Below are 14,221 nucleotides of genomic sequence, written 5' to 3' on the forward strand. Positions count from 1 at the left end.
ACCCTCCTGACCAGCCCAACTACCCTGTGCGCATGGCAACTCCCGGCCCGCTGCGGCGCGCGTACCACTGGAGCGCCGCACACGCGCCGTGGTCCGCGTGGGCCTGGCGCAACACCGCCCTCGTGGCGGCGTCCATACCCGTGGCGGTCCCCGCGGCGCTCGCCCTCGCCTACACGTTCTCCAACCCCGGGCACCTCCTCAAGACCCTCGGATTCGTCCTCCTGCTGCGCCCGCTGCTCACCTCACTCCAGCGCAGCCGCCTCTGGTCACTGACCGGCCTCGACATCCCGAAGATCCGCTGGACGCACCGCTGGTACCACCCCCTCGGACTGCTCCCGCGCCTGCGCGCCGAGTCGACCTGGCGGCAGTACGGCTACCACCTGCTCGTCTCCCCGCTCACCGCGCTCGGCGGCGCCGTCGTCGTCCTCGGCTGGGCCTTCGGCGCCGGCTGCGCCCTCGTCTTCGCCTGGGCCTGGGCGCTGCCCGCGCAGTACCGGCCCGCGGGCTGGACCGAGGAGTACACCGCCCTCACCGTCCTCGGCGTCCTCCTCCTCATCGCAACGCCCTGGCTCGCGGCCCTGATCGCCCGCCTCGACAACCACGCCGCCACCATCCTGCTCGGCCCCAACCGCGCCAAGGAACTGGAACGCCGCGTCGAGAACCTCGCCGAGAGCCGCGCCGACATCCTCGACGCCGCCGACCTCGAACGCCGCCGCATCGAACGCGACCTCCACGACGGCGCCCAACAGCGCCTGGTCTCCCTCGCCATGAACCTCGGCATCGCCCGCGCCACCCTCACCGACCTGCCGCCCGAAGCCCGCGCCGTCATCGACGAAGCCCACCGCGAGGCCAAGGAAGCCATCGAAGAACTCAGCAACCTCGTACGGGGACTGCACCCCGCCGTCCTGGAGGACCGCGGCCTCGACGCCGCCATCTCCGGCATCGCCGCCCGCGCCCCCTTCCCCGTCGACCTCACCGTGGACCTGCCCCGACGGCCCTCGCCCACCGTGGAGGCCGTCGCCTACTTCGTCGTCTCCGAAACCCTCGCCAACATCGCCAAACACGCCCGCGCGACCCGCTGTTCGGTCCACGTCCGCCGCCACGCCGCCCTCCTGACGATCACCGTCGGCGACAACGGCATCGGCGGCGCCGACCCCGCCCGCGGCACCGGACTGCTCGGCCTGCACAAGCGCGTAGGGTCGGTCGACGGAACCCTCACCATCAACAGCCCCCACGGGGGTCCGACCACCATCACTGTGGAGCTGCCGTGCGGGCTGTGATCGCCGAAGACTCGGTACTGCTGCGGATAGGCCTCGTCAAAGTCCTCGACATGGCCGGATTCGACGTCGCCGCCGAGACCGGCGACGCCGAGAGCCTGCTCACGGCCGTCGAAACCCACCGGCCCGACCTCGCCCTCGTCGACGTCCGCATGCCACCCGGATTCACCGACGAAGGCGTACGCGCCGCCCTGATGATCCGTCAACAATGGCCCGGCACAGCCGTGTTGCTCCTCTCGCAGTACGTCGAGGAGCGCTACGCGGCCGACCTGCTCGCCACCCAGAGCGGCGGTATCGGCTACCTCCTCAAGCAACGCGTCGCCGACGTCGAGGAATTCATCGACGCCCTCAAGCGCGTCGCCGCCGGCGGCACCGCCCTCGACCCCCAGGTCGTCGCCCAGCTCCTGCTGCGCCGAGGAGGCGGACCCGACCCGCTCGAACGCCTCACCCCCCGCGAACGCGAGGTCCTCGCCCTCATGGCGGAAGGCCGCTCCAACGCCGGGATCGCCGGCCAACTCGTCGTCAGCGAAAGCGCCGTGGCCAAACACATCAACAACATCTTCGCCAAACTCGACCTGCCCGTCGCCGACGGCGACCACCGCCGCGTCCTCGCCGTCCTCCGCTTCCTCGACGGCGGCCCCGCGTGAAGCCGACCCCGCCGAACCACCCGACCCCGCCGAACCACCCGACCCCGCCGAACCACCCGACCCCGCCGAACCACCCGAGCCCGCCGAACCACCCGAGCCCGCCGAACCACCCGAGCCGGCCCGCGCCCCCGACCGAGCCCCCACGCGTACCGCCTCCGGCGCACGAGGAGACGCGGGACGCGAGGAGCGCCGGGGCGCCGAGGGAGGCAGGGACGGCGCGAGGAGCCGGGGCGGCGAAGGCGACCGCGCCGACGCGGGAGCGGCCGCGCCGCCGCACCGCATGGATCATCGCGGCGTTCGCCGGCGCCCTGTTCGTCGTGGCACCGTTCACCTTCTGGACCGTGGCCGACGCCATCAGCGACACGCAGCCCTACGCGAGCCCCGACAACGGCCGCGCCCACACCGTCAACGCCGTCGAAGTGGACGCCGGAGCCGCACAGATCACCATCACCAGCGGCCCCGCCCGACACGTCACCGTGCACGGCAGCCTCACCTGGTCGATGAAACGGCCCAAGATCGAGCAGACCTGGGACGGCGACACCCTCAAGGTGAAGACCCGCTGCGTCGGCTTCGTCGACCAGTTCCTGCAGAACTGCCAGGTCGACCTGAACCTCGCCGTGCCCGCCGGGGTCAGCCTCACCGTGCACAGCGGCTCCGGTGAGATCAAGGTCCGCGACCTGACCGGCCCGGTCGACCTGCACGGCGGATCCGGCGGCATGAAGCTGTACGCACTCAAGGGACCGGTCACGGCGAAGGTCGCATCCGGCGAACTCCAGGCCGACCAACTCGCCTCCCCCGACGTGTCGTTGACGACCGGCTCCGGGGCCATCGACGCCGACTTCGCCGCCCCGCCCCAGCACGTCAAGGCGAAGACCGGCTCCGGCAGCGTCGACGTCACCGTGCCCGAAGGCGCCCGCTACCGCGTCACCGGATCCTCCGGCTCCGGCGGCCGCAGCATCCAGCAAGGCGTGGTCGACCACGACTCCGACCGCATCCTCGACATCTCCAGCGGCTCCGGATCGGTCAACGTCGGCCACCCCGGCTTCTGACCCCGGGTTGCCAAGCGGCCGGCCACTGACACCGCTGCCGACGAGGCACAACCGGTAGCCCACACAACCGGTAGCCCGCACGACGGGGGCCGGCACGACGGGAGTCCGCACGACGGCGGCTCGCACTACAGGGGCCCACACGACAGAGCCCGCACGACGGCGCCCTGACGCGTCCTAACGCCTCAGCCCGTTCACCAACAGGTCCACCACCGCCCCGAAATCGTCCCGGATCGACGGCCGCGACCACTCCGCCGCATACACCGGATCATGGAAGCGCCCCGTCGCGTCGAACACCGCGCGCGCCGCCGACCCCGGAGCATCGGGAACCCCGAACTCCCCCCGCTCCACACCGAATCGGACGATCACCGTGAGCTGCGCCACCAACTCGGCGATATGCTCCTCCACCACCCGGCTGTTCTCCCGCAGCAGCACCTCATACGTCCCGAACAGCTCCGGATCGTCCCCCGCCTTGTGCATCTTCGCCAGGAACAGCTCACTCAGCCACAGCCGCAGCACCACCGCCGACTCCAGGTCCTGACGGGACGCGATCTCCCGCAACAGGTCCGTCGAGCGGTTCAGCCACCGCTCGGTGACCGCCTCCCGCAACGCCGCCTTCGTACGGAAATGGCGGTAGACACTGCCATGACTCACCCCGAGCTGACGCGCGACATCGACGACCGTCGCCTTCGCCGGTCCGTGGCGGCGCAGCACCTCCTCGGTCGCGACGAGGATGCGCTCGGCGGTCAGTGGTTCCGTACTCATGGCCATGACGTTACCTGCCGATCGAAGCCGCCCGACGGGCCTGTGGACAACCCCGGTGACGGACTTGTCCACAGGCCCCGGCCTGCTGCCCGACCCGGCCCGACGGCTCAGTGCTCGCTGTCCAGATGGGCCATCTGAGCCTCGGGATAACGCTCGCCGGCCGCCGCCCCGGCCGGCACCGCGCCCTCGATCGCCGCCAGATCGTCCCCGCTCAGCGCCACGTCCAGCGCGCCGAGCGCCTCGGAGAGCCGCTCCCGCGTCCGCGCACCCACCAGCGGCACGATGTCCGCGCCCCGCCCCTCACCCTGCGCCAGCACCCAGGCGATGGCGATCTGCGCCACCGAGACGCCCTTCTGCTCGGCGATCTTGCGCAACGCCTCCACGAGACCGAGGTTGTGCCGGAGGTTCTCGCCCTGGAAGCGCGGGCTCATCCCGCGGAAATCACCCGGGGCCAGCTGCCGGTCCGGCGAGAAGTGCCCGCTGATCAGACCGCGCGAGAGGACCCCGTACGCCGTGACGCCGATGCCCAGCTCGACCGCGGCCGGCAGGATCTCCTCCTCGATGCCGCGCGAGACCAGCGAGTACTCGATCTGGAGATCCGAGATCGGGGCCACGGCCGCGGCCCGGCGCAGCGTGGCCGCACCGACCTCGGAGAGCCCGATGTGCCGTACGTGACCGGCCTCGACCAGCTCGGCGATGGCGCCGACCGTCTCCTCGATCGGCACGTCCGGGTCGATCCGGGCGATCCGGTAGATGTCGATGTGGTCGACCCCGAGGCGCTGCAACGAGTACGCGGCGAAGTTCTTCACCGCGGCGGGCCGTCCGTCATAGCCGGACCAGCCGCCGTCCGGGTCGCGGAGCGCCCCGAACTTCACGCTGGTCAGCGCGCGTTCGCGGGAGGCGGCGGGGGCGGCACGCAGCGCCTCGCCGATCAGCATCTCGTTGTGGCCCATGGCGTAGAAGTCGCCGGTGTCCAGGAGGGTGACGCCGGCGTCGAGCGCGGCGTGCACGGTGGCGATGGACTCGCCCCGGTCGGCCTCTCCGTACAGGGCGGACATGCCCATGCAGCCGAGGCCGAGTGCGGAGGTCCGGGGGCCGGTGGTGCCGAGGGTGCGGGTTCGCATGAAGGGGCTCCTTGGGGGTGGGGAGGGGGTGACGGTGGGAGGTGCGTCCACCATCGCATGACAGCTGACAGATTTCAATATTTGTCAGTCGTCATGCCTTCCGTGTCGTCCCCGGCGAGCCACAGGCCCGGCGAAAACTGGTACGGGTCACCCCCTCCGGCCAGGTAGCGTCGCCCTCATGGCTAAGAGTCGTAACAACCTGCTCGGTGTTGGTGGACAGCGCAAGAAGGTGTCCCGCAACGGAGACCAGGGCTCGGTCCAGGGGAGCGCGGCGGACCGCAGGTCGGCCGTGGACAAGAAGGAGGAGCTGCTGCGCAAGATGCGCGAGCGCGCCAACCCCACGACGGACCCCACGACGGACCCCGCTACGGAGGCCGGCGCGAGCTGAGCCGCCGCACACGCCGAAGGGCCCGGACCGCGATCACGGTCCGGGCCCTTCGCTCTCCGGCCCGCCGGCTCTCCTGCCCGCCAGCTCACCCGCTCACCGCATGACGCGCGGCAGTCGCAGGCCGAGGAGGGCCGTGACGACGATGAGGCCGAGCTGGGCGAGGAGCGTGATGACGAGCGCGTCGCGCATGCCCAGCGACGAGGCAAGAGCGAGGAAGAGCGTGCCCAGGGTGGCCACGCCGAGGGCGAGTGCGGACTGCTGGGTGGTGACCACCACGCCGCCGCCCACCCCGGCCCGGTCGGCCGGTATGTCGGAGAGCATCAGGCGGATGAGGACCGGGAGTTGGAGGCCCTGACCGAGTCCGGCCACCGCGACACCGGGCGCGATGTCGACGACGGTCAGGCCCGACCAGCCGTGCCACACGGTCAGCGTGAGCACAACGATGCCCACGGCCTGGATCACTCCGCCCGCGCTCACCACGCGTGTCCCGAACCGGCCGATCAGCCGGGGTCCGGCCAGCGACGCGGTGAAGAAGGCGAGCGCCATCGGGACCAGCGCGAGACCGGCGGCGACCGGGCCCATCCGCAGCCCCTGCTGCAGCACCACCGCGACCACGAACATGAAGCCGCTGAAGCCGATCGAGAACGGCACGACCATCACGAGGCCGCGGCGCAGCGAGATGGTCTCCAGCAGGCTCGGCGGCACGAGCGGCGTCCGCCCCCGCCGGTCCGCGCGCCGCTCGACCAGGAAGAACGCGGTCGACGCGAACGGGAAGACGCCGAGCGAGACCCAGGTCCACAGCGGCCAGCCCGCGGCCCGCCCCTCGGTCAGCGGGAGCAGCAGCGACAGCAAGGACAGTGCGAGGAGCAGCGTGCCCGCCACGTCGATCGTGGCCGGCCGGTCCGAGCGGGTCTCGGGAACGGTGCGGACCGCGAGGACCAGGCCCACGATCGCGACCGGCACGTTCACCAGGAACACCGACCGCCACCCCGTCCCGGCGATGTCGGCCGCGACCAGGACGCCGCCGAGGATCTGTCCGGCGACCATGGACAGGCCGCCGGTCGCCCCGTACAGGCTCATCGCCTTGGCGCGGCGCGGGCCCTGTGTGGTGGCCTGGATGGTGGCCAGGACCTGCGGCAGCATCAGGGCCGCCGCGGCGCCTTGTGCGACACGGGCGACGACCAGGGTCCAGGCGGTCGGCGCGAGTCCGCAGGCGAGCGAGGTGAGGGCGAACGCCGCCATGCCCATGAGGAAGAGCCTGCGCCGGCCCGCCATGTCGCCGAGCCGCCCGCCGAGCACGAGCAGCACGGCGTAGGCGAGGCCGTACCCGGAGACCACGAGTTCCAGCATCGCGGGGCCGGCTGCGAGGTCGCTGTCCATGGACGGCAGGGCGACATTGACGATAAAGAAGTCGATCATGGGCAGTGCCGCGCCGAGCAGCACCGTGAACAGCCCGAGGGGCCCGATGACCGGGGAGGCGGCGGGAGGAGCGGGAGGAGCGGGCGAAGCCGGAGGAGCGGGCAAGACGGGAGAAGCGGACGGAGGAGAAAGGGCGGACGCGGAAGAAAGGGGGGAGGAGGGAGAGAGAGGGGAAGTCCTGGTGGGGCGGGAGGGGCGGGGAGCCGTCCGTACGGTTGTCTCGTTCACGATGTCGCTCACGATGAGGACGATCCTCCTCTCCTGAGCCTGGTACCAGAGTCTCCTTGTCCTGGTACCAGCACTACCTGGAAACCGGCTGACAAGGGCTTGTGGGTACGGCACTCTGAGACCATGAGCACTGTGGCACCGGCGAGCGACGTCCGCCGCCATGAGCTGGCCGAGTTCCTGCGCAGCCGCCGTGAGCGGATCACCCCCGAGCAGGTCGGCCTGCCGCCCGGCCGGCGCCGGCGCACCCCGGGACTGCGCCGCGAGGAGGTCGCACAGCTCTCCGCCGTCGGCGTCACCTGGTACACGTGGCTGGAGCAGGCCCGCGACATCCAGGTCTCCCCGCAGGTCCTCGACGCCCTGGCGCGGGCCCTGCTGCTCGACCCCAGCGAGCGCAGCCACCTCTTCGCGCTGGCCGGCACCCTCGACCCCACACCCAACGCACCGTGCCCGCGCCTCACCCCGGCGCTGCACGCCATGCTCGACCAGCTCGGCCCGATCCCGGCCTGCGTCCAGAACAGCCGCTACGACATCCTCGCGTACAACCAGACGTACGGGCGGCTCCTGTGCGACCTCGACGCGCTGGCGCCCGAGGACCGCAACTGCCTGTGGCTGACCTTCACCAACGCCGACTGGCGGGCCTCCGTCGTCGATCTGCCGGACATGAACCGGGTGATGGCCGCCAAGTTCCGCGCCTCGATGGCCGAGCACCTCGCCGAGCCGGCCTGGAAGACGCTCCTCGCCCGCCTCGAAGGGGCCTCCCCGGAGTTCCGCGAGGTGTGGGCCCGGCACGAGGTCGTCAACCAGGGCGGCAAGACCAAGTACCTGCGCAACGCCCACGTCGGGCTGCTCTCCGTCGAGCACACCAACCTGTGGCTCGGCCCGTCGGCGGGCCCGCGGCTCGTCATGTACGTGCCCTGTGACGACGAGACCCGCGGCCGCCTGGAACGGCTCCAGGCACTGGCCGCAGCGGACCGCGGTCAGGCGTTGGCGTCGGCCGGCGTCTGAGCCACCGCGGTCAGGCGTTGGCGTCGGCCGGCGTCTGAGCCACCGGAGCCTCCAGACGCCGCGCGGTGCGGCGCGCCGACTCGCGCGCCCACTTCCCGCTGGTCGCGAGCCCCAAAAACAGCACGCTCAGACCGCACCCCGCGATGATCCACCACGCGGGCCGCGCAGCATCCGGGAAATGACCGGCGTACGCGCCGGCCGAGACCCCCGCCATGCCGCCCGCAAGCACCGCGCCGATCACCGCGACACCCAGCGTCTGGCCGATCTGGCGGCTGGTGGAGGCGACCGCCGCCGCCACACCCGCCTGGGAGCGGGGCATTCCGGAGACAGCGGTGTTGGTGATGGGCGCGTTCACCATGCCGAAGCCGAGCCCGAACAGGACATACCCGGTGAACAGCAGCGATGTGGTCCGCTCGGCGTCGAACAGGGCGAAGAGCAGCCCGCTCGCGGCCATCGCGACCCCCGCGATCAAAAGCGAGAGCCGCGGACCCCGATTGCCGACGAGACGGCCCGAGATCGGTGCGCACACGAAGGTGAGCGCGGCCATGGGCAGCATGTACAGCCCGGCGTTCAGGGCGCTCAGACCGCGGGCGTTCTGCAGATAGAGGGTGTTGAGGAAGAGGAACCCACTGAGCGCGGAGAAGGCCGAGACCGCTATCACGGTCGCGCCGCTGAACGGGGCACTGCGGAAGAACCGCAGGTCGATGAGGGGCTCGGCGCGCCTCGGCTCGTACAGCAGGAGCCCGGCGAGCGAAGCGACGGCGACCGCGATGAAGGCGAGGATCTTCGGCGAGTCCCAGCCCGCGCTCGGCACCTCGATGATCGCGTACGTCAGCGAGCCGAGCAGCGCGATGACCAGGAGCTGGCCGACCGGGTCGGGGCGGCGCGGCCTGGGCGCGCGCGACTCCGGGACGTAGCGCCAGGTCAGGAAGAGCGCGATCACTCCGACCGGCAGGTTGAGCCAGAAGATCGAGCGCCAGCCCACCGACTCGACCAGGGCGCCGCCGACGATCGGGCCCATGGCCATCGAGATGCCGACGACGGCGCCCCAGACGCCGATGGCGCGGGCGCGTTCGCGGGCGTCGGTGAAGGTGTTGGTGATGATCGACATCGCGACGGGGTTGAGCATCGAGCCGCCGACCGCCTGCACCATCCGGAAGACCACGAGGGAGGTCAGGTTGGGCGCGAGCGAGCAGAGCAGCGAGCCGATGGTGAACAGCACCAGACCCGTCTGGAAGACCTTGCGGCGGCCGATGCGGTCGGCGGTCGAGCCCGACAGCATCAGGAGCGAGGCCAGGACGAGGGTGTAGGCGTCGATCGTCCACTGCAGGCCGGAGACCTCGGCGTGGAAGTCCTTCTGCAGGGAAGGGAGGGCAACGTTGAGGACGGTGTTGTCGAGGCTGACGATCAGCAGGCTCAGGCAGCAGATCGCCAGGATGAGCATCCGTCGGCGGGGGGTCGGCTCGGACATGGCTTCGATAGTACGCCTAACTAATGAACCCTCGGTGACCCGAGGCAGGTGGCGGCGGTCCCGGTATCCCGCACGGTCCCGCGCGGGTCCGGCCGGCCGCGCACCCGTTGTCCACAGGCCCGGACGGGACCCGGCCCGCATGCGCGACAATGAACAGATGACCACGCTCTCCATCGGCCCGCACACCGTGCAGCCACCCGTGGTGCTCGCACCCATGGCCGGCATCACCAACGCCCCGTTCCGCACCCTGTGCCGCGAGTTCTCCGGCGGCAAGGGCCTGTTCGTCAGCGAGATGATCACCACGCGGGCGCTGGTCGAGCGCAACGAGAAGACCATGCAGCTCATCCACTTCGACGCGACCGAGACCCCGCGCTCGATCCAGCTGTACGGAGTGGACCCGGTCACCGTCGGCAAGGCCGTCCGCATGATCGTGGACGAGAACCTCGCCGACCACATCGACCTCAACTTCGGCTGCCCCGTGCCCAAGGTGACCCGCAAGGGCGGCGGCTCGGCCCTGCCCTACAAGCGGCCGCTGCTGCGCGCGATCCTGCACGAGGCCGTCACGGGCGCGGGCGACCTGCCCGTCACCATGAAGATGCGCAAGGGCATCGACGACGACCACATCACCTATCTGGACGCCGGCCGGATCGCCGTCGAGGAGGGCGTCACCGCGATCGCCCTGCACGGCCGCACCGCCGCCCAGCACTACGGCGGCACCGCCGACTGGGACGCCATCGCCCGCCTCAAGGACCACGTCCCGGAGATCCCGGTGCTCGGCAACGGCGACATCTGGTGCGCCGAGGACGCTCTGCGCATGGTCAAGGAGACCGGCTGCGACGGCGTCGTGGTCGGCCGCGGCTGTCTGGGCCGGCCCTGGCTCTTCGGCGACCTGGTGGCCGCGTTCGAGGGCACCGACTCCTTCGCGCGCCCCACGCTGCGCACGGTCTCCGAGGTGATGCTGCGCCACGCGACGCTGCTGGGTGAGTGGATCGGCGACGAGACGCGCGGTGTGATCGACTTCCGCAAGCACGTCGCCTGGTACCTGAAGGGATTCGCGGTCGGCTCCGCGATGCGCAAGTCCCTGGCCGTCACCTCGTCCCTGGAGGAGCTGGCCGCTCAGTTGAGCGAGCTCGACCTGGACCAGTCGTGGCCGGACGGCGCGGACGGCCCGCGCGGCAGAACGTCCGGAAACAACCGGGTCGTCCTGCCGGACGGCTGGCTGAAGGACCCGTACGACTGCTCCGGCATCACGATGGAGGCCGAGCTGGACACCTCCGGAGGCTGATCCGAGCCGGTCCGGACGTTCGCGGACGTGCGCGGACGGTCCCGGACCGTCCAAAGAGCGGTCCGAAGTCTGGAATCCCGCTCGATCGAGCGCGTGATTCTCGCCACCCCTGATGGGGGTTGCGCTCAGATGAGCGATTTACGCGTGGCTGCATCTCTGAAAGGGGTGGCACTCAGTGCCACCCCTTCTGTGTTCAAGCAGTAAACTCACCTGTCGTCAGGTCCGCTCAAAAGAGCGGATCTAGACCCTTTCTTGACCTACTCCGTTCAAGTGATGAAGACATTCCTCGGCTCGTCGTTACGCGCCAGTCACTTTCGATCTGGTGGCGGACGAGTGGTTACGACCCCGTGACGCGCAAGTGGACGTACCCAGACACCTTCGATCTGGGTATGTTCCTCGCCGTCAGGGCAGCCACCGCGGATTCGAGGAGTCGAGACCCGTGTCGGAAGACAAAGACCTCCAGCACACCCAGAAGTTCGTCTACGACTTCACCGAGGGGAACAGGAACCTCAAGGACCTCCTCGGAGGCAAGGGCGCGAACCTCGCCGAGATGACCAATCTCGGTCTCCCGGTCCCGCCCGGGTTCACGATCACCACCGAGGCGTGCAAGGTCTACCTCGACAGCGGCAACGAGCCGGCCGAGCTGCGCGACGAGGTCAGCGCACACCTCGACGCCCTCCAGCAGGCGATGGGCAAGAAGCTCGGCCAGGCCGACGACCCGCTGCTCGTCTCCGTCCGCTCCGGCGCCAAGTTCTCCATGCCCGGCATGATGGACACCGTCCTGAACATCGGGCTCTCCGACGCGTCGGTCACCGGCCTCGCCAAGCAGTCCGGCGACGAGCGTTTCGCCTGGGACTCCTACCGCCGCCTGATCCAGATGTTCGGCAAGACCGTCCTCGGCGTCGACGGAGAGCTCTTCGAGGAGGCCCTCGAAGACGCCAAGGCCGCCAAGAAGGTCACCGTCGACACCGACCTCGACGCGAGCGACCTGAAGAAACTCGTCAAGCACTTCAAGAAGATCGTCAAGGCCGAGGCCGGACGCGACTTCCCGCAGGACCCGCGCGAGCAGATGGACCTCGCGATCCGCTCGGTCTTCGAGTCGTGGAACACCGACCGCGCCAAGCTCTACCGCCGCCAGGAACGCATCCCCGGCGACCTCGGCACCGCCGTCAACATCTGCTCCATGGTCTTCGGCAACCTCGGCCCCGACTCCGGCACCGGCGTCGCCTTCACCCGCGACCCCGCCTCCGGCCACCAGGGCGTCTACGGCGACTACCTCCAGAACGCACAGGGCGAGGACGTCGTCGCCGGCATCCGCAACACCGTGGCCCTCGCCGACCTGGAGGGCATCGACAAGAAGTCCTACGACCAGCTCATGCAGATCATGGAGACCCTGGAGACCCACTACAAGGATCTCTGCGACATCGAGTTCACCATCGAGCGCGGCCAGCTGTGGATGCTCCAGACCCGCGTCGGCAAGCGCACCGCCGGCGCCGCCTTCCGCATCGCCACCCAGCTCGTCGACCAGGGCCTCATCGACGAGGCCGAGGCGCTCCAGCGCGTCAACGGCGCCCAGCTCGCCCAGCTGATGTTCCCCCGCTTCGACGACGGCGCCAGGAGCGACCTCATCGGCCGGGGCATCGCCGCCTCGCCCGGCGCCGCCGTCGGCAAGGCCGTCTTCGACTCCTACACCGCCGTCAAGTGGTCGCGCTCCGGCGAGAAGGTCATCCTGATCCGCCGCGAGACCAACCCCGACGACCTCGACGGCATGATCGCCTCCGAGGGCATCCTCACCTCGCGCGGCGGCAAGACCTCGCACGCCGCCGTCGTCGCCCGCGGCATGGGCAAGACCTGTGTCTGCGGCGCCGAGGAGCTGGAGGTCGACACCAAGCGCCGCCGCATGACCACCCAGGCCGGCACCGTCGTCGAAGAGGGCGACATCGTCTCCATCGACGGCTCCACCGGCAAGGTCTACCTCGGCGAGGTCCCCGTCGTGCCGTCCCCGGTCGTCGAGTACTTCGAGGGCCGCATGCACGCCGGCGCCGACGACGCCGACGAACTCGTCGGAGCAGTGCACCGCGTCATGGCCTACGCCGACCGCGTACGCCGCCTGCGCGTACGCGCCAACGCCGACAACGCCGAGGACGCCCTGCGGGCCCGCCGCTTCGGCGCCCAGGGCATCGGCCTGTGCCGCACCGAGCACATGTTCCTCGGCGAGCGGCGCGAGATGGTCGAGCGGCTCATCCTCGCCGACACCGACGACGAGCGCGAGACGGCACTCAGTGCCCTGCTGCCGCTCCAGAAGAAGGACTTCGTCGAGCTGTTCGAGGCGATGGACGGACTCCCCGTCACCGTGCGCCTCCTGGACCCGCCGCTGCACGAGTTCCTGCCCGACATCACCGAACTGTCGGTGCGCGTCGCACTCGCCGAGTCCCGCAAGGACGCCAACGAGAACGACCTGCGCCTGCTCCAGGCCGTCCACAAGCTGCACGAGCAGAACCCGATGCTGGGCCTGCGCGGCGTCCGCCTGGGCCTGGTCATCCCCGGCCTGTTCGCCATGCAGGTGCGGGCGATCGCCGAAGCCGCCGCCGAGCGCAAGAACGCCAAGGGCGACCCCCGCCCCGAGATCATGATCCCGCTGGTCGGCACCGTCCAGGAACTGGAGATCGTCCGCGAGGAGGCCGACGCCGTCATCGCCGAGGTCGAAGCCGCCACCGGAACCGAACTCAAGCTGACCATCGGCACCATGATCGAGCTGCCCCGCGCCGCCCTGACCGCCGGCCAGATCGCCGAAGCCGCCCAGTTCTTCAGCTTCGGCACCAACGACCTCACCCAGACCGTCTGGGGCTTCTCCCGCGACGACGTCGAGGCCAGCTTCTTCACCGCCTACCTGGAGAAGGGCATCTTCGGAGTCTCGCCGTTCGAGACCATCGACAAGGACGGCGTCGGCTCGCTCGTGCGCTCCGCCGTCCAGGCCGGCCGCGCCACCCGCCCCGACCTCAAGCTCGGCGTCTGCGGCGAACACGGCGGCGACCCCGAGTCGGTGCACTTCTTCCACGAGGTCGGCCTGGACTACGTGTCCTGCTCGCCGTTCCGCATCCCGGTCGCCCGCCTGGAGGCCGGCCGCGCGGCCGCCGTGTCCCCCGCGGCGGACAAGGGCAGCGACTCGCGCTGAGACCCCGGAACCGCCGCCGGGTCCCCGACCCTCACCAACCGATCCGGCGGCGGCTCCGGCCACCAAGAAGGGGCAGCAACCCTGTGCGGGGGTGCTGCCCCTTTCGCGTTCACGGCCCCCGCGGGACGCGGTAAGCGTTTGCCCCAACGCCTTCGCACTACACCTACCGGGTGTGCGACCGCTTAATTCCTGTTGAATGGCGGACATTTAACGGAGCGGTGGCCGGAAATGCAGAGTGCGGTTCACGGATCCCCACCCGTGAACCGCACTCTGTCAACCACGCCGAGCACGGAGCCGCCACCTACGCCCACCGCCGCCAGAGCCTGTGAAGCCCCCCACGGTCTTCGCAGAATCTTTCCGGTTGGCTCGGTGTCGTGCCCGACGAGGTACA

The 14,221-nt window shown here is 70.4% G+C and carries 11 protein-coding genes; 7 read left to right on the plus strand and 4 right to left on the minus strand.

Annotated elements, in window-relative coordinates:
• The first annotated feature begins 32 nt into the window (after nucleotides 1-32).
• Genes OG432_RS23700 through OG432_RS23710 form a run of 3 tightly spaced genes read left to right on the plus strand, consistent with a single transcriptional unit; the run spans nucleotide 33 to nucleotide 2,973 of the window.
• Nucleotides 33-1,280: a sensor histidine kinase gene (locus tag OG432_RS23700; RefSeq protein ID WP_328312962.1), complete on the plus strand. Its 1,248-nt coding sequence runs from the start codon at nucleotides 33-35 to the stop codon at nucleotides 1,278-1,280.
• Entirely contained in the window at nucleotides 1,268-1,924 is a 657-nt protein-coding gene (locus OG432_RS23705) for a response regulator transcription factor (protein ID WP_328312963.1), read from the plus strand. The genes OG432_RS23700 and OG432_RS23705 overlap by 13 nt, the downstream gene beginning before the upstream one ends.
• A complete protein-coding gene (locus OG432_RS23710; RefSeq protein ID WP_328312964.1) occupies nucleotides 1,921-2,973 on the plus strand; it encodes a DUF4097 family beta strand repeat-containing protein in 1,053 nt (350 codons plus the stop codon). Before OG432_RS23705 ends, OG432_RS23710 begins: the two co-directional genes overlap by 4 nt.
• A gap of 174 nt (nucleotides 2,974-3,147) precedes the next feature.
• Here OG432_RS23710 and OG432_RS23715 read toward each other — a convergent pair whose 3' ends face one another.
• Nucleotides 3,148-3,741 carry a TetR/AcrR family transcriptional regulator gene (locus OG432_RS23715; protein ID WP_328315217.1) on the minus strand — a complete coding sequence of 198 codons (594 nt, stop codon included), beginning with the start codon at nucleotides 3,739-3,741 and terminating at the stop codon, nucleotides 3,148-3,150.
• 101 nt (nucleotides 3,742-3,842) lie between these two features.
• Complete coding sequence (locus tag OG432_RS23720; protein WP_328312965.1) at nucleotides 3,843-4,859, minus strand: aldo/keto reductase; 1,017 nt, start codon at nucleotides 4,857-4,859, stop codon at nucleotides 3,843-3,845.
• A 178-nt stretch (nucleotides 4,860-5,037) separates the two neighbouring features.
• Here OG432_RS23720 and OG432_RS23725 point away from each other — a divergent pair, with 178 nt between their 5' ends.
• Nucleotides 5,038-5,247, plus strand: coding sequence for a DUF6243 family protein (locus OG432_RS23725; RefSeq protein ID WP_328312966.1), 210 nt, complete (start codon nucleotides 5,038-5,040; stop codon nucleotides 5,245-5,247).
• Between the two features lie 93 nt (nucleotides 5,248-5,340).
• Here OG432_RS23725 and OG432_RS23730 read toward each other — a convergent pair whose 3' ends face one another.
• The gene (locus tag OG432_RS23730) at nucleotides 5,341-6,771 is read right to left on the minus strand and encodes an MFS transporter (RefSeq protein ID WP_328312967.1); all 1,431 of its coding nucleotides are present in this window, start codon (nucleotides 6,769-6,771) and stop codon (nucleotides 5,341-5,343) included.
• Nucleotides 6,772-7,017: 246 nt separating this feature from the next.
• Between OG432_RS23730 and OG432_RS23735 the strand changes: the two genes are divergently transcribed.
• Nucleotides 7,018-7,899 carry an MmyB family transcriptional regulator gene (locus OG432_RS23735; protein ID WP_328312968.1) on the plus strand — a complete coding sequence of 294 codons (882 nt, stop codon included), beginning with the start codon at nucleotides 7,018-7,020 and terminating at the stop codon, nucleotides 7,897-7,899.
• Between the two features lie 10 nt (nucleotides 7,900-7,909).
• On the opposite strand, the gene OG432_RS23740 is transcribed toward OG432_RS23735, so the two are convergent.
• A complete protein-coding gene (locus OG432_RS23740; RefSeq protein WP_328312969.1) occupies nucleotides 7,910-9,370 on the minus strand; it encodes an MFS transporter in 1,461 nt (486 codons plus the stop codon).
• 139 nt (nucleotides 9,371-9,509) lie between these two features.
• Here OG432_RS23740 and dusB point away from each other — a divergent pair, with 139 nt between their 5' ends.
• Both dusB and ppdK read left to right on the plus strand, forming a co-directional pair.
• Complete coding sequence (gene dusB / locus OG432_RS23745) at nucleotides 9,510-10,655, plus strand: tRNA dihydrouridine synthase DusB (protein WP_443058440.1); 1,146 nt, start codon at nucleotides 9,510-9,512, stop codon at nucleotides 10,653-10,655.
• A 439-nt stretch (nucleotides 10,656-11,094) separates the two neighbouring features.
• The gene (gene ppdK, locus OG432_RS23750; protein ID WP_328312971.1) at nucleotides 11,095-13,830 is read left to right on the plus strand and encodes a pyruvate, phosphate dikinase; all 2,736 of its coding nucleotides are present in this window, start codon (nucleotides 11,095-11,097) and stop codon (nucleotides 13,828-13,830) included.
• Nucleotides 13,831-14,221 lie beyond the last annotated feature (391 nt).

It is taken from the genome of Streptomyces sp. NBC_00442 (assembly GCF_036014195.1).
In the GTDB taxonomy this organism is placed as follows: Bacteria; Actinomycetota; Actinomycetes; order Streptomycetales; family Streptomycetaceae; genus Streptomyces.